The organism is Cytobacillus sp. Bva_UNVM-123 (genome assembly GCF_046351715.2).
Classification (GTDB): Bacteria; Bacillota; Bacilli; order Bacillales; family Cytobacillaceae; genus Cytobacillus.
The window spans coordinates 584,201-604,775 of record NZ_CM177772.1 but is presented as its reverse complement, the minus strand read 5'-3'; the positions used below and the strand labels follow the sequence as shown (position 1 = coordinate 604,775).

The following is a 20,575-nucleotide window of genomic DNA, read 5'->3' as shown; positions in this document are numbered from 1 at the left end:
AAAAACTTGGCATTCGCCAAGTCCTTTCGGCGAATGCCCTAGCTTTTCTTATGCGATATTATTAGCCGTAATTTTATTTGAATTTCATTTTTACTTTAATACGTTAATAAACTTAAACTTTCCTAATAGCAAAAAAGCTTGGACTTGCCAAGCGGTATCTCCTATCGATTTTCCCTTTAATTAGCTGTAAGATGACCATAACCTGTCCGCTTTTCCCGCAGGAGTCTTCGCGTCTTCCACTCCAATCAACTCAGCGCAAAAATTAGTATGAACTTTGAGAAGGCTTATCTTGCCATTTTTTTAAGTAAACGTTTATACAACTGTTCGATTTTATCAGGTATGATAATTCCTAATTCATTGATTAATCTTTCACTAATTAGTTCATATAGTTCCTCAAGCTTTTGGAGGCTGCCCATTTTGCCATAGTGCGCCAAAAGCTCGTACATATATGTTTCATTATAAATATCCAGCGCCAACATTTTTTCTAAGCTTGCCTCTAACAATGGGCTTTGATCATCTACATACTTTTCTAATTCGACATATTTTTCAAGGGCATGGAGGACGGACTTTCTGATCCGTTGTTGAGCTTTAATGGCCCATGCATAGTTTTCTTCTTCTAAATAATCTCCACTATATATTTCGAGAACTCTTTTTACATATTCAGAACTAATTTCTGTAGATTTTACTATTTCTTCTAATTCATAAATATCGCTATGAAAAGGAACAGATAGAATATAACATTCATTTACTAATTTAATTGGGTTCTCAACATTATTTTCTTTCAATACTTTCCTCAAGTGATAGACAGTTGTATGAAGCAATACCATCGATTTGCTTATGTCCATTTCTGGCCAAAGCTCTTCTATTATTTGATCTTTGTGAACAGGACTTTCTCGATAATGCCAGAGGAAAACAAATAACTCTTTCACCTTCTTAGTTCGCCATTTAACGACATTCTGCATAGAATCAATCAGTCGAAAGCTTTTCATCGTATAAACGTATAATGTCTTCGCTGTTTGCGGTGTTAAGTCTTTTTTTGCTTTATTTAAAGCAAGCTTTTCTTCTGTCTTTAACACTGCTTTTTTTAAACGATCCAGACGAACAGGCTTCAATAAATAATCAATCGCATTAACCTCAAAAGCTTCTAATGCGAATTCTGGATATGCTGTGACAAAAATAATCTCAATATGGCTGTATATTGCCGTTATTTTTTCAGCATATTCAATTCCATGAACATCTCCCATATTCATATCTAAGAAAATAACTTCCGCTTCTAACTTTTCTATCTTTTGAAAGGCAAGCTCCGGATCTTGGAATTTTCCAACGATATCAATGCCTTCCATTTTAATCAATTGCCTTTCCAACACATCTAAAGCAAGCAATTCGTCATCAATTAACAGCACTCTCATCCACTTTTCACCTCGGGCAATCGTATTAATATTTTCGTGCCTTTCCCTTCAGTGCTTTCAAGCTCAAATGTCGCATTTTTGATTAATTTTAATTTTCTAAAAGGATTTGTGAATCCAATCCGAGTATAACGTTCGTTCAGCAGTTCAACTTGTTTTTCAAGAGGGATTCCTACCCCATCATCCTCAATGATAATTTCAATATCATTTTTGGGCTTTTTAATAGATAAGCGGACAGTGCCCCCATCTTTCTTTTTAGCAATTCCATGTTGAACAGCATTTTCAATAAGAGGCTGAATCGTCATCGATGGGATAAGTCCTTCAATCGTCTCATCTATGTCATACTCGACTGTTAATCTTTCACCAAACCGCATTCTTTCAATCGCCATATAGGCATAAACTAATTCCAACTCATCTTCTAGCTGAATGAGACTATGATGGTTTTTATAATCTAGCTTCGCTCGGAAGTAAATCGCTAAATATTGCAATGCTTCTCGTGTTTTTTCTTCGTCTTTATAGCTGAGTCCAATGATCGTATTTAATGTATTGTATAAAAAATGAGGCGTAATTTGCGCATTAAAATAGCTTAATTCATAATTTATCGCTTCCTGCGAAGACTTTTTCACTAATAAAAGCGACTCTATTCGCATTTTTATTTCTTCCATATTAATGGGCTTTTGTAAGAAGTCGTTTGCGCCTAATTGGAAGGATGTAATTAAGTCTGACATTTGCCCAGCAGCCGTTAAGATTAAAATCGGAAGTTCAACAAGGTCATAGTCTTGGCGAATTTTTTTACACACTTCAAAGCCTGATATTCCAGGCATCATCAAATCGATAATCATTAAATCGATCGTTTCCTGCTTTATTATTTCAAGAGCTTCTTCTCCAGTTTCAACGGCAATGACTGTATAGTCTAATGAACTTACGACGTTAAGAATAACCTTCAAATTTGCATGTTCATCATCAACTACTAAAATAGTAAACCCTCGTTTCCCTTCTCTTTTTTGCGGAAGGACTAACTGTACAGCTTCATTATCAGTTTTATCCATTTGGATAAGTGGACGTTGTCTCGTTAATGGGACATTTTCAATATTTGCTAATTGCTGCTCATTTGCTAAAGGAAGAGTAAACGTAAAACAGGAGCCTTTATCAACTTCAGAGGACACCCAAATTCGACCGCCCGAAAGTTCAACTAATTGTTTCGTAATACTTAAGCCTAGCCCTAGACCTTCCGTTTTTAAGAATTCACTATTTTCAATTTGATAAAAAGCAGAGAAAATCCGCTCAAGCTTTCCTTTATCCATTCCAATTCCTGTATCTTTAATAGAGATTTGCATTTCCTTATTAACAACTTCTGCAGAGATGATGATTTCCCCGAATAGCGTAAACTTAATCGCATTATGGATAAGATTAAAATAAATTTGATTGAATCGAGATTCGTCTACAAAAACAAGCGGCAGATCCTGTGGTATGTTATTTATTAGCTTGACTGTATGACGATTAGGCAGCAAATATGACATTTCTTTCATAATATTCTCTACGATATGAACGTTAACAGGTGTAGGGAAAAGCTGAACTTCTCCTCTCTTACTATTTCTGGCATATAAAAGATCTTCTACTAATCTAGCTAGTCGCCTTCCTACTTTATGAATTAACAAAACACTTTCTTGTTGTTTTCTCATAAGTGGCCCCTCAGCGCCTTCCATTAACGACTGTGAAAGATTTACTATCCCATGCAATGGCGTTCTTAATTCATGAGAAGTTTTTGCTAAAAACTCATCTTTCAGTTCATCGAAATAAAGCAATTCTTTGGAAAGCTCTTCTCCCCTCTTATATGCAGCCTGAGAACGGAAACCTATAAGGGATGATATACTAACAACCGTCGTTAAAAATAAGAAAAATGGAATAATGCCAATATCAGTATCAAAAAGAAAATTCATGCCAAGTAAAACCCCATAACATGAAAAAGACGTAACGATAACAAATACATATTCAGATCCCTCTATCTTATTTAAGAGAGCATTTATTAAGATCGAAAGGATATAAATATAGCTAATGACTAAAACAAACACAATTTCAATTTGGATATATTTTAATGGAATGCTATCAAAGCTAAATGGTTTTGGTAGAGCAAAAAGGAAAACTTGAATACTTAGCATGATGCATATAAGCGTAACATCCCTTTTATTCGCATAAGGCTTAAAAAAGCTATTAATAAATAACAGCAAGAACAATACTGCAGTATGAATCAAAAACAACTGTAAATTCACTTGAAATATCGGACTTAAATGAGGCAATAATGAAAGTAATAATTTCTCATTAATAATAGACCCATATAATCCTAACAATAGACAAAAAATACTAAAGTATAATTCATAGCTCTTTCTTTGTTGGAAATAAGCGGAAAAATTAATGATGAACAATAATAAATAACCAGAAATAGGGATGGCATCTAACAATCTATTTAAATCATTTTTGGCAATGATTTGATCATTTTTGCCAAAAATGATTGAGTTAACAATGCCTCCTGTTGGATATTTATAATTAGCAACTTGAATAACTACCTCAATACGTTTATTAATGCTTTCCGCATGCACCATATATCTAGTATCACCAAACCGATAAGCATTTCGGTCTTCTGTTGGGTTCCCACTGGCTCCAGCTTCAACCCCATTAATATATATTCGATTAGAATATCGAATGGTTCCGACCATTAAGCCATATGTGCAATCAACAGGAACTTCAATCAAAAGATGATATGTACCATATGGATGGTTACTAGAAATATACTTATTCCAATTTCCAGGGACATCAATATTTTCTACCTTTAGTTTTTCATCGCTTGCATTTGGAATGATTAACTTTCCAGGGTATAAAGTCCAGCTTCCATTAAGCTGTATGGTCCCATCTTCATCAAAATCCCAAGCGCTTAAATCGATAACACCATCTTTAGCTGTAGGTTGATTCGGGCTAAATACCGTATGAAAATCGATTAAACTAAAAATGGTAATGATAAAAATAAAAATGGATCCTATTATTGATATTTTCCTCGACAAAATGAATCACAACCTATATTTTTAAAAATGAATGGGTCATTTTTATACGATTGACAAATAAGATCCCTAATACTACGATTGTATACACATTACTAATTATTGTTAATTAGTCCATTTCTCCTAATAAAAGATAATAGATTACTATTTTTGAAAGAAGGTTCTATTATGATCCGAGCCATTCTCGTAGATGATGAAAATATATCGCTTGAGCTTATGGAAAGGAGACTTTTAGAAGTAGGCGGAGTAGAAATTATTAAAACCTTTTCAGATGCAGAATCCGTAAAAAATGAACTAAAAGAGCTTAACTTTCAAGCGGTTTTTTTAGACATTGAAATGATTGGATTAAGTGGTCTAGATCTAGCTGAAATCATTCAGGAATGGGATAGCAATATTCACATTGTTTTTGTTACCGCATTCAAGGATTATGCCGTTCAAGCCTTTGAACTGCATTCAATCGATTATTTACTAAAGCCCGTTTCTAAGAAACGGCTTGAAAAGACAATTAGTCGAATCCAAACAGCGATTGAAAGGAAGCAAAAGGAACCGATTCTGCAAAAACAAATCACTCCTCCTCTAATGAATGTACTTTGTTTTAATGACTTTACTGTTTATTGTCAGGAGGAACCCGTTAACTGGAAGACTGCAAAAGTAAAGGAGCTTTTAGCTTTTTTCATTACACATCTTCACACATATGTAAATAGAGATATAATTATCCATTCACTATGGCCAGAGCTTGATTATAATAAAGCAAAAATCCTACTTCATACGACTATTTCTCATTTAAGAAAAGCGTTAGATTCCAAAGGCTATAGTCAAGCGCTAAAATTTTCAAACCAAAGCTATATGTTAGACATCGATCACTTTTACTGTGATGCGATTGAATTAGAAAAATCCATTCATAATCTCCAAAATCTTACGATTAATGAGATCGAAAGTACGATTCAATTATATACGGGTATGTATTTGGAACGAAATGGATATGAATGGGCCGAAAAGAAAAAACAAGAAATAAATCAAGCTCATCTTCAGCTTGTTCAAAAAGCAATTGATCATTATACACTTATGAAAGAACCTTACAAAGTCATACAATATTTACAAAAATTTTTAGCATACAGCCCTTATTCTGAAAACGCACTTAAGCAATTAATGCTCATGTATATTGAATTAGGAAATCGTGGAGAGGCTGTGAAAGTCTATCAAGAATTTTCAACCCTTTTACAACAGGAACTTGGCATTTCTCCTGACAGTTCTACTACATCTCTTTATGATTCAATTTGTTAAATTAGAAAAGCACAAATTCATATGAGGATGAGATATGTATTAATCTTCTCACCCTCCTTTATTCACTATTTTCCATTGAAAAGTAATATATTTGGTAGCTTTTCGAATGTTTTTTTGCATAAAGCATAGCGCTATCTGCAAACTTCATTAGCTGATCTTGATAAATACTATGCTCAGGGTAAATGCTAATTCCTATTCTCGTACTAGCATGAAATCGGTGTGAATCAATCACAAACGGTTTTTTAAACAAATCGATAATCGATTCAGCCACTTCCTCTAATTTTTCGATTTCCTCCAGCAGAATGACAAATTCATCGCCGCCAAAACGAAATACACAATCATTATTAGGAAAAAGAGTTCTTAATCGCGAGCCGATTTTTTTTAATAATTTATCCCCTACTAAATGTCCATAACTGTCATTAATATATTTAAAGTGATTAATATCCATAAATAAAACAGCAAACTTTGATTTTTTATCATTAGCGAATAAAATGGATGAATTAAAAGCAAGATTTAACCTTCGACGATTAGACAAACCTGTTAATTCATCATGCAACGCCATATACTTCCATTTTTCGGCATTTAGAGCCTTCGTTACATCAGTTAGAAATAGTAAGTATTGATACGGTATCCCTGACTCATCTAGCAGCGGGTAAATAGTAGCATTTACCCAAAACACCTCTCCCCTCCCACCTTTTATCGATATTTCCCCTGTCCAGTTTTGCCCTTTGCTAACTTTTTCTATTATTTCCTGATAAAAGATTTCAGTGTGACAGCCCGAATGCAGCACTTTATAATCTTGTTCCATTAATTCATCGAAGGAGTAAATTAGCGTGTTGCAAAACAAGTTGTTCACTCTCAAGATTTGTCCTTCAGCATCAAGCAAAATGAGCATGATTAACTGATTTATTGCTTGATTAACTATTTGTAGTTCTTTATTTGTTAAAGTATCAAAAAAGTCATGTTGCTCCACCATCGTACCCCCTATGGTTTCATCTTTTCCTTAATATCATAAAATGATCTATAGCTTCCGTTTGCTGTTATATTTATATTTACCTATTGCCTTTTATCATATAATTTTATACTTGCAGTCCTCTTAAATTTTTCTTAAACTTCTCTTAAACATCATAAAAGCCAAAGCGCCTTGGTCTGCGTCATACGAACTAAACCTTAACTTTTGAAAAAGCGATACCTCCTATTGAAGTATCGCCATTCATTCATATCATTAGCCTTTTATTTAAAATGTTTAAATTTAAAATCGCCTGTATGGGAAATCTTAACATTGACATCTATTGATTGAATTGATTCAGGCGTTAAGTGATAGGTTTGATTTTCAAAAAGCTTTTTCCATTTTCTAAAATTTTTCCGATAAACGACTTCCTCTAAATTATATACATCTGCTCCCTTATGAATTCCGTATGTCAAGGAGTCTCTTATTTCTTTCTTTACTCGCTTCTTAATTTCTTTATTCAATGTTGATAAAGCGACATCTTCCTCCATATTGACAACGTTCGCTTTTGCTTTTATCTTTATATTGAATCGAACGCCTCCATTTGAGAAAACCGGTTTAATCTTCACTTTAGGCCTCGTAATAGATACGACTACATCTTGATGTTCCTCCCCTTTTAAGATGAGGGGCGCTCTTATTGTTTTCTTTGTAACCCAGCGAAGACCAACCATTTCTTTACTTGAAAGCTTGCCTTTTAGTTCTTTATTTTTTAATAAATAAACTCCATCAAGCTTTGCTGTATTCCTCTCTTCCTTTTCACCCTTCCACACAGCTTTTTCTAATTTTAGTAATGGCAGCTTTACCGTCATGCCAGGCTCATTATAGTCTACAAAAAATCGTTGAATTCTTAACGGTGGTAAATAGGAATGGAGCTTATAAACTTCTCTTGGATTGTAGAGGCTCGTTTGGGAAGGTGAACCAAACAAACTAGTGACTAAAAGGATTTTATCCATCGGTTCACTTGTACCATATACCCAAGCGGTCTCTCTTATTTGCTGGAATCTTAAAAGACTGTCATTCACTTTATGAATCCCCATTTTCAAAACCTTTTCAGAATAAATGATGACCGCAATATGGCCCCAATAGATGGGCTGATTTGATTTTTGATAAAAATCATTCATTGCTGTATTGATTGTTTTTCCATATCCTTTCGTCACCCATACTGGGGTAGGAACAGCTTGAGCCCCTTCTTGCTTCGCGATTCCCGAAAATGACATAACATGACCGTATATAACGTAATGATCATTTTCATGATCAATCCCAATAGCTGAAATATAGAGTAAATTTTGTACATCCTTCGCATCCCAGCATCCAGATAACGTTAAGGTTGTAAAAATGATTATCGTCCAGCTTACAAACCTTTTCATCATCCTTTATCCTCTAGTCTTGTCTTGTCTTTCGTTCGAAGTATGTCTGCACGCTTTTTCTTTAATAAATACGGTTTTATAAAAACACCTGTAAATAAATCCTTAAAAAAAATAGGAGAGATTGGAGCTAAATATGGAACCCCGAATGATTGCAATCTTGAAACGTACAGAACAATTGAAAATATACCTAGAAAAAAACCAAAAAGTCCTAAAATCGATGAAAGAAGTAATATCCATAAACGCATGATACTAACGGAAGCGGCTAAAGATTGATTAACGAGTGTAAAAGTTGCAACAGCTGTCACACCAGATACAACTAACATGGTAGGCGAAGTTAGCCCCCCTCTTATTGCTGCATCGCCAATGATCAATCCGCCTACTACTGCAAGGGTTTGTCCAATAGCTCGCGGTAAAGTAATCCCTGCTTCTCGAAAAAGCTCGAACAAAGTTAAAACAAGGAAAGTTTCCAATGGTGGCGATAATGGCAGCCCTTGCCTAGAAATCGTAATTGTCGCCAAAAACGGAAAAGGCAATTGCTCCAGTTGAAAGGAGACTAAAGAAATATAAAAGCCTGGTAAAAGTACCGATACAGTCAATCCAAGAAATCTTAAAATCATCTCAAAATTAACATAATAGTATGGGACATGACGATCTTCTGCCGCTGATAGGAGATGGGTTAAATTCCCAGGCCCAACAATGGCATTTGCTGCGCCATCAACTAATATGACAAACCTTCCTATGTCTAAGCTCGCAACGAGAAAATCTGGTCTACCACTATAATCTAAAAGAGGAACTATTGAAAACTTATGTTCAATTAAAGTGTCTTCTAATTCAGCTGTTCCTAGTACAACATTAACATCAGCCATCGAAGATAACTTTCTTCTTACTTCCTCGACAATACTATTATTTATTACATCTTTTACATATAAAAGTGAAACTTTCGTTTTTCCTCTTTTGCCTAGTTCAAATGATTCATTTACAAGTGTTGAGGTTTTGTAACGTTTTCTAATTAAAGCGATATTCGTACAGATGTCTTCAACTAAGCCATCTCGAGGCCCTCGATAAGAGACTTCTGAACCTGTTTCCTCTGTTTGACGATTCGGGATTTTTTGCAAGTTGAAAGCAAATAAGGCTCCTAAATGTTCAAAAAGAACAAACACATAGCCAGAAAAAAGTTTCTCTGCAATCTCTTCCTTATCAGTTGTTGGCGGAACTAAAGTAAATTGTAAATCCTCTTCGAAACACTCTCTCATTCGTTTCATTTTCATTTGTCTTAGAAAATAATCTTCCAATTTAATAATCGTTTCAGCTAGCCTTTCCGAATCGATCATTACATTTGAATAAAAAATGGTACATGAAATCACATCATTACTATGATCAGACGTAAAAAAATGGTTTGCGAATTTCACATCTGAGCTATTCGAAAAAAGTGATTTGAAATAGTGAACATTCATATTGAATAATGCTTCTTGTTTTTCACTCATAGATGCCTTTTACCCCTTTCACGTCCTCACAATCTTCTTTAAAATGGTGGTGATTGAAATGAAAAAAGTAATAAATACGATCCCAATAAGACTTGCTTGAAAATAATATGTGTTCAAAAATGATTTGAAAGCAGGATCGTTTATCGGTAAAGCATTCGCGATAATATATCCAATTGAAATGATACTTAAAAAAATCGTCCTATTTCTTTTGGATTTTATTTGCAATAAATCTGCTATTAGGAATAATGATATAGATACACGAACAAACGCACCTGAAAGCCATTGATAAATAGACAAAAAGTCTAATCTATTTAAATACTTCCCGATCGTCAACATTCTCCATTGTGTATAGGCGGGATTTTTAAATTCAGCTGCCTGCTGTGGACCAAATTCAGCGATTGCTGAGGCAATTGGACCAAAATTAATCCCAATAATGAAAAGACTTAAAAATAAGATCCCGCTAAATTTTATTTCTGTCCGTACGTGCTGCTGCATTAAGACAAGGAAAAAAATTTCTACAAGTCCCCCTCCTAAGTAAATAGCCCCTCTTAATGTTGGCCCAAAACCATGTTCAAAAATAGGAAAAAGCAAAGAATAGTCTTTATAGTGAATATTGGCAGTCATAATAAAGAAGCCGAATATGATAACAAAAGGCAATAACAAGCCTGCCATTACCGCGATTGTTTTTATTCCTGCTTCTGCAGCAAAAAAGCAAATGATGATGAACGGAATAATTAAAAAGAGCTTTGGTGTTTGTGGCATATATGAACTGTTTACCCATGTGAATGTACTAAAAAGAGTTACAAACGTACTTAAAAGCAATACACAAAGTAATATGATCTTTACAATCATGGCAACGATCGGATGTGAGCTTTCTTTCAACCATTCAATTAAATGTTTTTTGTTTGCTTTTTTTATGATGTAATATACTAACGGTATCCATAGTAAGTAAATGACCCCTGTAAAAATAGCACTAATCCAAGAATCTCTATGTGCCACACCTAATATCGATGGCAGTACAATCACATGATTCATTAATCCCATCGATAACATTAATATCATGATCGCCTGTCCAGTTGTAATCGGTCGTATCATCAGCAACAATCCTCTCTCTATTGTATTAATATGACAAAAAATATTATTTTTTATTCTTTTTCCAAATCCCCTCTCAAAATTCGACAAACTCCCGTATAAATAGTAGTACTTATTAGCTAGAAAGATTATCTTATTAAAGGGAGATGCTTGAATTGAACATGAAATACATATTAATGACGGGCAATAGGATGTGTTGAAATTGACTTTGGAAAACTGCGAAATCTGTCATAAGATTTTTATTAAGAAAAATGGATATGCTACTACTTGTAAGGAATGTTTTGAAGCTGATTTCGAACACTTTAAAAGTGTGACAAATTATATCTGCAAACATCTTCATACAACTATTCAGGATTTAATCGCGAACATGAATATTTCGCTTGAAGCCGTTTTACGCTGGCAACGTGAAAAAAGAATTTTTTAGAAAGAGTTGGCAATATGGATAAAATCAGTAAAATGTTTGAAATATGGATGGAGGAAAAACGATTATTATATGTAACGGTCGTCATTCAAAAGAAAGGTAGGAGAACTTTTTATGGCCGAATCATCCACTTCTCCTTAGAGGAACAAATTGTTTTATTTTATAACGAAGATCAAGCTTCAACTGAATCATACTATTTTAAAGAAATTGATAATATTGATCCTGCGGAATCTATACTTTAACTTCGTTTAGAAGATCCCCCTTTATAAATACAAGGCTTTACACTCTTAATTATTTTTTCTAGGATTGGAAAATATTCCTTTACCCCCTTGTCGAAAAAACGTAATCTATTAAAGGAACGAACGTTTTCTAGGGGGAACATCATGCACGACACAGATTTACATAATCATATTCCAAGAGCAGCAAATGGAGATGATTTTGCTAGAGAAAGGCTCATTCGTCATTATCAGCCTTATATTATAAACGTTGTTGGTCATATTTGTCGAAAATATATGACATGGAGTGATGAAGAAGCTAGTATCGGTTTACTTGCCTTCAATCGAGCAATTGATACGTACGATGTACAATCTCGGAAAACATTCCTTTCTAAAAAATTCACCCTTCAGCAACCAAAGAAAAAAATAGACGATATCGAGCAGAAAAAGAAGGAGAACCATGTAAAAACCGATAAAGCTGAGCCAGCATTTGTCAAAAACAATGATGAACTTTCAAAAGAAGTAGCAGTGACTATTAAACAACAAGAAGGAGAAAAAGGAAAGAAAGAGAAAAAAGAACAAGAGGATGATTAGAAAAGCTAGGGCGATTGCCAAGTTATTTAGGCGAATGTCCTAGCTATTTTGTGCGATATCGGCAACAAATATATTATAAGGTTGAAATATATTAGCTAGTTTATTTTCGGGATAAATAGCCTGTTGTACAGGAATGGTTATGAAGGCTGCTGTTAAGAAAATAAAATTACTAAAAAAGCCGAGCCAAGCAAATGAACGATAGGCCAACACGCCAATGACAATCCAGCTTAAAAGTCCAGAAAAAATAGCGGCAACATGAATCGGAAAATCAACATTTATATTCATTTCATGACCCTTTACATTTTACATAATTTTACTGAATGATTTTAACCTTTTTCCAAATAAATGACCAATTCTTGTTTTTTATTCGTTGTTCATACATGAAATACCGCTCTTTCGTTTCTGCAAAAAAAGGAGTTGGTCTTATTTCAAAATGGAGAACATCGGCAATTCCCCATGGGGCAGCCAAAATCAAGCTATCTTCACTATCAATTGTTATGCCTAAAGCTGAGGCGGTTTCAGGAAATTTCGAAATGGCATCAACAGAAGAATCATAAGGTGGAAAATTATTTGCCATATGCATTCTTGCCTCATTCTTTACAGACCAAGGAACATGAGGAAGAAGGGTCATTAGTCGTTCTTCATACTTTTTTTCAGAGAATTCATCTATATTGACAGGGTCAAAATAAATAACATCAATATCGGGAAGAGGTGTTCGTTCACTAAAATCATGTAAAGCATCCCATATTTTCGAACGTACAAATCCAGCACAAATCCACCAATCAGGTAATTCTAATAATTTCGCAGTCTGCAAAATGTCCATCATCCACTTATCTTCTCGTATTAACGAAAGAATATCGTCCTCGGTTTTTATTAACATCAGAGTCTCCTCTTTTCTATTACCGTCTAAACAAGCCTTATTAGTGAACATATCAATGGCTGATGTACTCAGTTTGGTCGCTCTTGTAATGCATATCGAATTTGCTCAAAGTGATGGTCATCATGCTCTCTCATATTAGAAAGATATTTATATAATGTGAGCTCTGACGTACCAATATAAAATACTTGCTGCCATCTTTCTTCATCCAAATCATTTAGAGCATTTATCAGCCTTCTTCTTATTTCAATAAATTCTTCGATTGTCTTATCTTTCGTTTGATTTCTGCTTTTACTAGCTGCTTCGTTATTTATTTGCTGTACATCTGGTCCTTTTGGCAAGCTGCCTTCCTGAAAAAAATATGGTAAACGGGCTGTTAACACAAACTCATCCCATGGAATGAAATGACCAATAATTTCAGCGATCGTCCATTTATTTTCATCAATCGGCCTTCTCCACTGCTCTTCAGATAGCTTTCTTAAATCTTTTACTCTTTCAATCGACTGCTCATAGTGCAAAATAATTAATTCCTGTTCTAATGCCAAAATAACGCCTCCTCATATTTCTCATGTTTAAAATTGCAAAAATAATTAGATAGGATTATAATAACTTCAAACGTATGTTCGATATTATTATAACCGATTTTGAAGGAGATTACGAATGAAAAATAATCATATAGTAACTTTAGATTTCTATAAACAAGAATATGAATTGCCACTAGAAAACTATTTTTTACCCGAAGAGCAACTAAACTATACCGGATTGCCTTTAGACGCTATCAAAAAATGTGAATTAGATGACAGTCGCTACCCGATTGTCATTTTATTTAATCATGAACCAGCAGGATTTTTTGTTCTCCATGGATGGGAAGGTGTCAAGGAATACTGGGACAACAAGAATGCACTCCTATTAAGAGCTTATTCTGTCAATCATTCTTTTCAAGGAAATGGGATTGCCAAAAAATCACTTCAATCATTACCGCTATTTGTGAAAGAGCATTTTTCTTCAATAAATGAAGTCATTCTTGCAGTAAACGCAACGAATAAAGTGGCTCAGCAAGTTTATTTAAAATGCGGATTTATCGACAAAGGCATTCGGGCAATGGGGTCAAAAGGGGAATTGTTTATTTATCATCTAGATGTATAACACCCATCAAACTAAGTTTATTGACTAAAGTAAACGAATACTGCTTTAAGACAAAAAATAGCGGCATTTAGACTGTACATATTTCGAATTTCAAACATTTCCCAATATACTTTCAACTTTTATATAAAAATGTATTATATGAAAATGATGAAAGAAATTCGTAAAATATGCAGGGATTTCTTTTGTTTTAATTGAACTAGCTATTCATAACCGTAAAAGGAGGGATTATGTTGATTGCGAAGGAACGAATTGTTCCACTCAGATTATTAAAAATGGAGGCCCTATTAAAGAGACTGCCACAAAATTATGCAAACCGCTCCCTAATTGAACAAGAGCTCGCAAAAAGAAAAGCAGGATACGCTGGTGAGAAAGCCTCAGACTATTATGTAAATAGGCTCCCCGATAAAGAATTCACCATTTTCCACGATCTTCGTCTTCGTAATGGAGGACATTTTTTCCAGTTAGACACTTTAATCATATCCTCTACCTTTGCTCTTATTCTTGAAATTAAGAATATAAAGGGTACCCTCTATTTCGATTCCACTTTTAAGCAACTCCTCAGGATGAATGATAGCAATGAGGAAGGTTTTCTTGACCCGCTTTCACAAGCGCAACAGCAAAAAAATGCATTTAGAAAATGGCTTAATTCAATGGAGATTTCAATTCCTATTGATTATTTAGTAGTCATCAGCAATCCTTCCACAATCATAAAAACAAACGAACATAATTTCGAGGCACTCAAAAGAGTAACACACGCTCATAATATATTTGATAAAATCGCTCATATTCAAAAAAAATTAAACAAGGAAGTTTTATCTTTTAAGGAAATAACTAAAATAAAAAGACATCTCTTGAAGAAGCACATTCATCAGCAAATCAATATACTTGAGTTCTATAAAATACGTCAAGAGGATATCTTCACTGGTGTTCAATGTCGAAATTGCTGTGCTCTGCCAATGAAACGTCAACATGGAACTTGGTATTGTACAATTTGTCAGCTAAAAGATAGAACTGCCCATCAACAAGCATTAATTGATTACCTGCTTTTATTTGACTCACCAATTTCTAACCAGAAATTCCGCAATTTTCTTCAACTTTCCTCAGAAAATATAGCAAAAAAGCTACTTCGCTCTACAAATTTACCTAATTCTGGTTCAAATAAAAGGCGAATCTATCATTTGAGCCCATTACTACAAGAATATAAAAATAATCTTACTGAGATATAATTCTATTCAATGAAATTGTCATTACTTTCTAGATATATCAGCCGAACTACAATTATATCGGTCTTTTTCCACTTTTATCGGCCGATCTACTATATATATCGGTCGGTTCCCTCTTATATCGGCCGAACTGCAATTATATCGGTCTTTTTCCATTTATTTCGGCCGATCTACTATATATATCGGTCGATTCCCTCTTATATCGGCCGAACTGCAATTATATCGGTCTTTTTCCATTTATATCGGCCGGTCTACTATATATATCGGTCGATTCCCTCTTATATCGGCCGGTCTCCGATTGAGGCTGATCCGTAAACAGAGCCGACCATTGATTCCACGGAAATTCCATCGGCGGATTAGATCTAATCTTGATTATTTCCTTTTTCGTAGGATGCTCGAATTGAATCGAGTGTGCCCATAAAGCAATTTGCTGGCCTGGCCGATTCACATTCGATCCGTATTTTTGATCTCCATAAAGCGGACAGCCGGCTGCAGAAAGCTGAACGCGAATTTGGTGGGATCTGCCGGTTAGAAGCTTGACCGCTACAAGACTCATATTTTTCGTTTTTTCGATTGTTTTATATGTAAGAATGGCCTGTTTGGCATCTTTATGATGTGCAGGCAGCGTATAGACTTTATTTTCCTTCGTGTTTTTGACTAAATAGTGCTCCAATGTTCCTTCGTTTTTCGGAGGATTTCCCCTAACAACTGCGAGGTATTCCCTGTCAATGCATTGCCTGCGTAATAGATCAGATAGTCGAGAGGCAGCCTTTGATGTTTTCGCAAATAGCATCACTCCTCCAACTGGACGATCTAAGCGATGGACGAGCCCTAAATATACATTGCCTGGCTTTTCATATCGGATTTTTAAATCATTCTTTAAAAAGGTAAGTACGTCCATATCCCCTGTGTTATCCTCTTGAACCGGCACATTCACCGGTTTTTGAACGACAAGCAAATGATTGTCTTCATACAAAATTGGAACTCTCACTTAATATCAAGACTCCTTCAACGATGTTAACACCGATTGTATCGCAATCTATCAATATTTGGAACCCTTCCCATGTTTTTGGTAAGTAACTATTGTTATTTTGCTAGATGTCATGGTATGAGCAATACTTATATGTCTCTCATAAACAAAATATAAGCCTGTTTTTCCTATGAAAAACAGACCTTCTCAATACTATTCTTTTGGCTCAAAAACAAGCTCCCCACCGATATAAGTTTCTTTCACATATACTGACAAAAAAACAGACTAAAAATTCTAGTCTGTTCCAATCATTCCTATTTATTATTAATTATTTGGCAAAAAGATCTTTATGATCATAGTTATTATTATGAATTACATCAGAAACAAGGAAATTGTATACATCATCCACAATTTCAATGCCATTCTTTTCGCTTTCTTCTTCCCTTTTCGCACTTCTTTGTCCAGGATATGATACTTTGTCGAAGCCTGGAGCTGGTTTTAGCTCATTTATTTCCTTCATATTCGTCGAAATGCTTTGTTTAAATGTAGCTAATCCGGTGAAATACTCAGGATTAATCACAATATGGAGCTGTCCTAAGTTTCGGCCTTCAGTCAAATCATGATACATAGAAGTGACTTTATTTCCTGAAGGGAGCCCTAGAAGAACACCTGATAAAATATCAACCATCATCATGAGTCCATATCCCTTTGCACCTGCGATTGGCAATAGTGCATTTACTTTAAATGGATCGGTTGTTAGTTCCCCATTCTTATCTACTGCCCAACCTTCACCGATTGGTTCATTTTTAGAACGCGCATGCAAAATTTTTCCCCATGCTTGTACAGTTGTAGCCATATCAAAAAGAATATTATTGCCATCCTCCCCCGGAGCAGCAAAAGCAATCGGATTCGTACCATAATATGGTTCAGCACCACCATAAGGAACGACCATTGGATCGGATTGGCAAACTGAAATACCGATAAGATTTTCTTTAGCAGCCATTTCAACAAAATAGGAAAGGGCACCACTATGGCCAATACTTTTAACTCCAACGACAGCGATTCCATTTTCTTTTGCGATTTTAATGGCTTCATCCATCGCTAATTTTGCAGCAACATGACCTGCACCATTATCTCCGTCAAAAATAGCTGAACATGGACCTGTTTTTTCAAAAGTAAAATTAGGGTTTGTATTTGTACCGCCCTTTGCAATTCTTTCAGCATAATATTCTACGCGCATTGCGCCATGTGAGTGAACACCTCTTGCGTCAGCATGAACTAGTACGTCTGCAACACCTTCTGCATGCTCTTCTGTTAAGCCTGCACGGTGAAGCTTTTTTGTCATTAAATCCTTAAGCTCTTGCCTCGTTACTCTCATCTTTTCGCACCTGCTTTCTTGAATTGTCTTCCTCCTTAAAATTTTAAAGATAATCGACAGAATAGTCATTATGACAAATCGACAAAGATATTATTCACTTTTGTTGATTTTCAACAAACAGCAATTCCATTGCAGCCTCTTTTTATATACAATTATATATATATCAATCTGCCTATCTTTAATAGAGTGAGGTGTATGAATGAAACGTGTTCGTGATTTATTTATTGTCGATGTATTCCAAGAAGCGAAAATACTTGCTGGACATGCAGGGTTAAATCGAAGAGTCGATACAATTGAAATTACTGAAACACCTGATATTGTTCATTTTATGGCTGAAAATTCATTAGTCTTAACGACAGGATATGCCTTTAAAGATAATCCTCAAGAGCTTTGCCAATTCATTTCTGAGATTAATGGCAGACCATGTGCAGGGATGGCAATTAAATTAAAGCGATTTATTGATGAGATACCGAAAGAGGTTATCGATCTAGCAAATATATTACAATTTCCCATTATTCAAATACCGGAATCATTAACTTTAGGAGAAGTCTCCCATCAATCATTAGGCTTTTTATGGGACAATAAAATTGAAGAATTGTTTTATGCCATTCATGTTCATAAAAAATTTACGAATATGATGATGAAGGGATATAATTTGCACTCCCTCATTGAAAATCTTAGCTCTTTGCTGCAATGTCCTGTCCTACTCCTTAATCCAATAGGAGATATTACTTCTTTTTCTCAGTATTTTGAAAAACAGCAAATGATAAATATGAAAGAAAATGTTGCTGAACTGTTTAAAGGTGACATTCATGCATACCGTGATAAAAAATCGCTAACCATTCATCATCCAAATGAACAGGATAGAAATGTTTCCCTGCATATTTTCCCAGTCAAAACGATGAATCCTTACCCATACTTGTTAATCATATTCGACCCGGAAAAGCTGCCATATCCATCATCTCAATTAGCTATCGAACAGGCATCAACTGTTATTTCATTTACTATACTCAAAAACGAAGCGATTAAAGAGAATAATCGCATGCTAGAAAATACCTTTTTCAGCTCACTCGTCGATGGCAATATTGCAACAAGGCAGGAAATAATTCATCGTGGAAAACAGCACGGGTTAATTGATCAACAAAAATATGTTTGTATCGTCTGCAAAATTGATGGTGAACAAAGCTCCCAAATCTTAAACAGAATTTATGACTATTTAAGCGAATATGTGAAAAGAACCTTTATGAAAACGTCATTAAGTAATATAGTCTTTTTGAAGGATGCGTATTTTGTCATTCTGTTGCAGTTTCCTTCGAAAATGGAAGAGCCTTCTAAACGTGTTATCGAGGAAAGGCTAAAGGAGTTTCAACAAAAGTTTTTCTCTAATTTAACCGTATCACTTTCCTTTGGTGTCGGCCATTTCGTCAATGAGATAACGAATATTCCGATTACATATAGTGAAGCGGTTGAGGCATGGGAGCATGGCTTTGATATTTACCATCATAAATTTATCAATTTCTATGAAACGAAGCAGTTAAAAGAGCTTATTCGTCTCATCCCTGCGGAAAATTTACAAAAGTTTTATGAAAACACATTACGCTCACTGTCCTATCCGAAATCGAAGGATGAGGAAGATTTAGTAAACACATTAATCGTCTACTTAGATCATAATTGCGAAATTGCCATAACAGCAAAGAAGCTATATGTCCATCGCAATACGGTTAAATATCGAATTGCAAAATGTGAAGATATGTTAAACTATTCTGTTCATGACTCAGAAAACTCTCTTCATTTACGCATGGCTTTGCTGATGCGTTCGATGTTTACGAAGGTGAATTAACTTTAATAGAAGCAAAGCAATTAAGGCGCCTATCGAGTCGATGCCAACATCGATGATGGAACCAGTCCGATCCGGAAGGAAGTATTGATGAAACTCGTCTGTTGCTGCATAAATTGTCGTCAATAGCCATGCGAGAAAAAATGGTTTCCTTTCAAAACTATTGTAAAATAGGATAGCAAGTAAGCCAAATGCTGATAAATGCACGCATTTCCTAAATAGTAAATTGACAACGGCTGCCTGCTCTTCTGATAAGTGGATGAAATCTACAAATAGGGAAAACGTATTTCCACCTGTAGAAGCAGGCGATGCCGTTGTGACAAATATGGCGACACAATAGATGATTGCCGCAGTAAACCAAACATGTTTTTTCTTCATTTTGAATTCCTCTTAATTTAATTAATCTAGGGCCATTTCTGCTATTTCTAATCGCCCTTCTCCATATTATATATTCAAAATGAAATTCGATAAAATGAAATGGGGTAGACAATGGATGTCTACCCTCCTATTTTACAGAGTTTCAGGTGATGTAATGGGATGTAAATTTCCATTTAAGGCAAAGGAAACTCTTCCTGTTTCCTCGGAGACAACAAGTACAAGGGCATCACTTCGTTCCGTTAAGCCTAGTGCAGCACGGTGACGTGTACCTAATTTCTTATCACCTGTAAATCTATCTGAAAGCGGCAGAACATTTGCCGCGGAAACGATTTGATTTTGATTGACCATCACAGCACCATCATGCAATGGATTCCCCGGAAAAAAGATCGATTCTAATAAAGAATGGCTCAAGTTTGCGCCAATGGGAATGCCGGGATGAATGAAAGATTCAAGAGCATCCTCACGCTTAATAATAATTAAACCTCCGTGTCTTCGCTCCGACATATTTTGTACACAGAGGGATATTTCTGGGTACTTATCTGTAAATGGCGCCAAATAACAATTTAAATAAAAAGTTGCAGCCTTCATTTCAATATATACAAATTCATTTTTTACTTTTTCAAAGCTTCCAAGTAGACAGTTGTTTTCATTATCCATTGTTTCCAAGCTATATTGAAGCTCATCTATAACGTGGCGAATATCTTCCTTCAATGATTGTTTCATTGGAGAAAAATCGCAATTCGCATGATCCATTGGAACACTCCTCACTTTTTCAAACCACTCTCTGCCTTTATTTTCAGTTTGTGTACATGAGCATAATTTATTCATCTATTAAAGGATG

At 35.0% G+C, this 20,575-nt stretch carries 19 protein-coding genes; 6 read left to right on the top strand and 13 right to left on the bottom strand.

Annotated features, from left to right (window positions below; all coding sequences use genetic code 11):
• Positions 1 to 284 precede the first annotated feature (284 nt).
• A complete protein-coding gene (locus KDN24_RS03030; RefSeq protein ID WP_409975224.1) occupies positions 285 to 1,409 on the bottom strand; it encodes a response regulator in 1,125 nt (374 codons plus the stop codon).
• On the bottom strand, positions 1,406 to 4,462 hold the full coding sequence (locus KDN24_RS03025) for a hybrid sensor histidine kinase/response regulator (protein WP_409975223.1): 3,057 nt from the start codon (positions 4,460 to 4,462) through the stop codon (positions 1,406 to 1,408). Before KDN24_RS03025 ends, KDN24_RS03030 begins: the two co-directional genes overlap by 4 nt.
• A 165-nt stretch (positions 4,463 to 4,627) precedes the next feature.
• On the opposite strand from KDN24_RS03025, the gene KDN24_RS03020 reads away from it, so the two are divergent.
• Complete coding sequence (locus KDN24_RS03020; RefSeq protein WP_409975222.1) at positions 4,628 to 5,743, top strand: BTAD domain-containing putative transcriptional regulator; 1,116 nt, start codon at positions 4,628 to 4,630, stop codon at positions 5,741 to 5,743.
• Positions 5,744 to 5,801: 58 nt separating this feature from the next.
• On the opposite strand, the gene KDN24_RS03015 is transcribed toward KDN24_RS03020, so the two are convergent.
• The 4 genes from KDN24_RS03015 to KDN24_RS03000 all read right to left on the bottom strand — a co-directional run bounded on the left by KDN24_RS03015 (position 5,802) and on the right by KDN24_RS03000 (position 10,698).
• Positions 5,802 to 6,719 carry a diguanylate cyclase domain-containing protein gene (locus KDN24_RS03015; RefSeq protein ID WP_491348289.1) on the bottom strand — a complete coding sequence of 306 codons (918 nt, stop codon included), beginning with the start codon at positions 6,717 to 6,719 and terminating at the stop codon, positions 5,802 to 5,804.
• Positions 6,720 to 6,976: 257 nt separating this feature from the next.
• Entirely contained in the window at positions 6,977 to 8,122 is a 1,146-nt protein-coding gene (locus KDN24_RS03010) for a Ger(x)C family spore germination protein (RefSeq protein ID WP_409975220.1), read from the bottom strand.
• A complete protein-coding gene (locus tag KDN24_RS03005) occupies positions 8,119 to 9,603 on the bottom strand; it encodes a spore germination protein (RefSeq protein ID WP_409975219.1) in 1,485 nt (494 codons plus the stop codon). The genes KDN24_RS03010 and KDN24_RS03005 overlap by 4 nt, the downstream gene beginning before the upstream one ends.
• A gap of 18 nt (positions 9,604 to 9,621) precedes the next feature.
• The gene (locus KDN24_RS03000) at positions 9,622 to 10,698 is read right to left on the bottom strand and encodes an endospore germination permease (protein WP_409975218.1); all 1,077 of its coding nucleotides are present in this window, start codon (positions 10,696 to 10,698) and stop codon (positions 9,622 to 9,624) included.
• A 435-nt stretch (positions 10,699 to 11,133) separates the two neighbouring features.
• Between KDN24_RS03000 and KDN24_RS02995 the strand changes: the two genes are divergently transcribed.
• Positions 11,134 to 11,358, top strand: a complete 225-nt coding sequence (locus KDN24_RS02995; protein WP_409975217.1) for a hypothetical protein — start codon at positions 11,134 to 11,136, stop codon at positions 11,356 to 11,358.
• A gap of 141 nt (positions 11,359 to 11,499) precedes the next feature.
• Positions 11,500 to 11,925, top strand: a complete 426-nt coding sequence (locus tag KDN24_RS02990) for a hypothetical protein (RefSeq protein ID WP_409975216.1) — start codon at positions 11,500 to 11,502, stop codon at positions 11,923 to 11,925.
• A 39-nt stretch (positions 11,926 to 11,964) separates the two neighbouring features.
• On the opposite strand, the gene KDN24_RS02985 is transcribed toward KDN24_RS02990, so the two are convergent.
• From KDN24_RS02985 to KDN24_RS02975, 3 genes are all read right to left on the bottom strand, one after another.
• A complete protein-coding gene (locus KDN24_RS02985) occupies positions 11,965 to 12,210 on the bottom strand; it encodes a hypothetical protein (RefSeq protein WP_409975215.1) in 246 nt (81 codons plus the stop codon).
• Between the two features lie 28 nt (positions 12,211 to 12,238).
• A complete protein-coding gene (locus KDN24_RS02980; RefSeq protein ID WP_409975214.1) occupies positions 12,239 to 12,805 on the bottom strand; it encodes a nucleotidyltransferase family protein in 567 nt (188 codons plus the stop codon).
• 68 nt (positions 12,806 to 12,873) lie between these two features.
• Positions 12,874 to 13,347, bottom strand: a complete 474-nt coding sequence (locus tag KDN24_RS02975; RefSeq protein ID WP_409975213.1) for a DinB family protein — start codon at positions 13,345 to 13,347, stop codon at positions 12,874 to 12,876.
• Between the two features lie 115 nt (positions 13,348 to 13,462).
• On the opposite strand from KDN24_RS02975, the gene KDN24_RS02970 reads away from it, so the two are divergent.
• The gene (locus KDN24_RS02970; protein WP_409975212.1) at positions 13,463 to 13,948 is read left to right on the top strand and encodes a GNAT family N-acetyltransferase; all 486 of its coding nucleotides are present in this window, start codon (positions 13,463 to 13,465) and stop codon (positions 13,946 to 13,948) included.
• Positions 13,949 to 14,175: 227 nt separating this feature from the next.
• A complete protein-coding gene (locus KDN24_RS02965) occupies positions 14,176 to 15,174 on the top strand; it encodes a nuclease-related domain-containing protein (protein ID WP_491348288.1) in 999 nt (332 codons plus the stop codon).
• Between the two features lie 214 nt (positions 15,175 to 15,388).
• Here KDN24_RS02965 and KDN24_RS02960 read toward each other — a convergent pair whose 3' ends face one another.
• Both KDN24_RS02960 and allD read right to left on the bottom strand, forming a co-directional pair.
• Positions 15,389 to 16,162 (bottom strand): RluA family pseudouridine synthase, encoded by a 774-nt coding sequence (locus KDN24_RS02960; RefSeq protein WP_409975210.1) that lies wholly within the window; start codon positions 16,160 to 16,162, stop codon positions 15,389 to 15,391.
• A 307-nt stretch (positions 16,163 to 16,469) separates the two neighbouring features.
• Entirely contained in the window at positions 16,470 to 17,519 is a 1,050-nt protein-coding gene (allD, locus tag KDN24_RS02955; RefSeq protein ID WP_409975209.1) for an ureidoglycolate dehydrogenase, read from the bottom strand.
• Between the two features lie 199 nt (positions 17,520 to 17,718).
• Here allD and KDN24_RS02950 point away from each other — a divergent pair, with 199 nt between their 5' ends.
• The gene (locus KDN24_RS02950; protein WP_409975208.1) at positions 17,719 to 19,359 is read left to right on the top strand and encodes a PucR family transcriptional regulator; all 1,641 of its coding nucleotides are present in this window, start codon (positions 17,719 to 17,721) and stop codon (positions 19,357 to 19,359) included.
• Here the strand turns inward: KDN24_RS02950 and KDN24_RS02945 are convergent.
• Both KDN24_RS02945 and cdaS read right to left on the bottom strand, forming a co-directional pair.
• Positions 19,312 to 19,734: a VanZ family protein gene (locus KDN24_RS02945; protein WP_409975207.1), complete on the bottom strand. Its 423-nt coding sequence runs from the start codon at positions 19,732 to 19,734 to the stop codon at positions 19,312 to 19,314. The genes KDN24_RS02950 and KDN24_RS02945 overlap by 48 nt on opposite strands.
• A 132-nt stretch (positions 19,735 to 19,866) precedes the next feature.
• Positions 19,867 to 20,487 (bottom strand): sporulation-specific diadenylate cyclase CdaS, encoded by a 621-nt coding sequence (gene cdaS / locus KDN24_RS02940; protein ID WP_409975206.1) that lies wholly within the window; start codon positions 20,485 to 20,487, stop codon positions 19,867 to 19,869.
• Positions 20,488 to 20,575 lie beyond the last annotated feature (88 nt).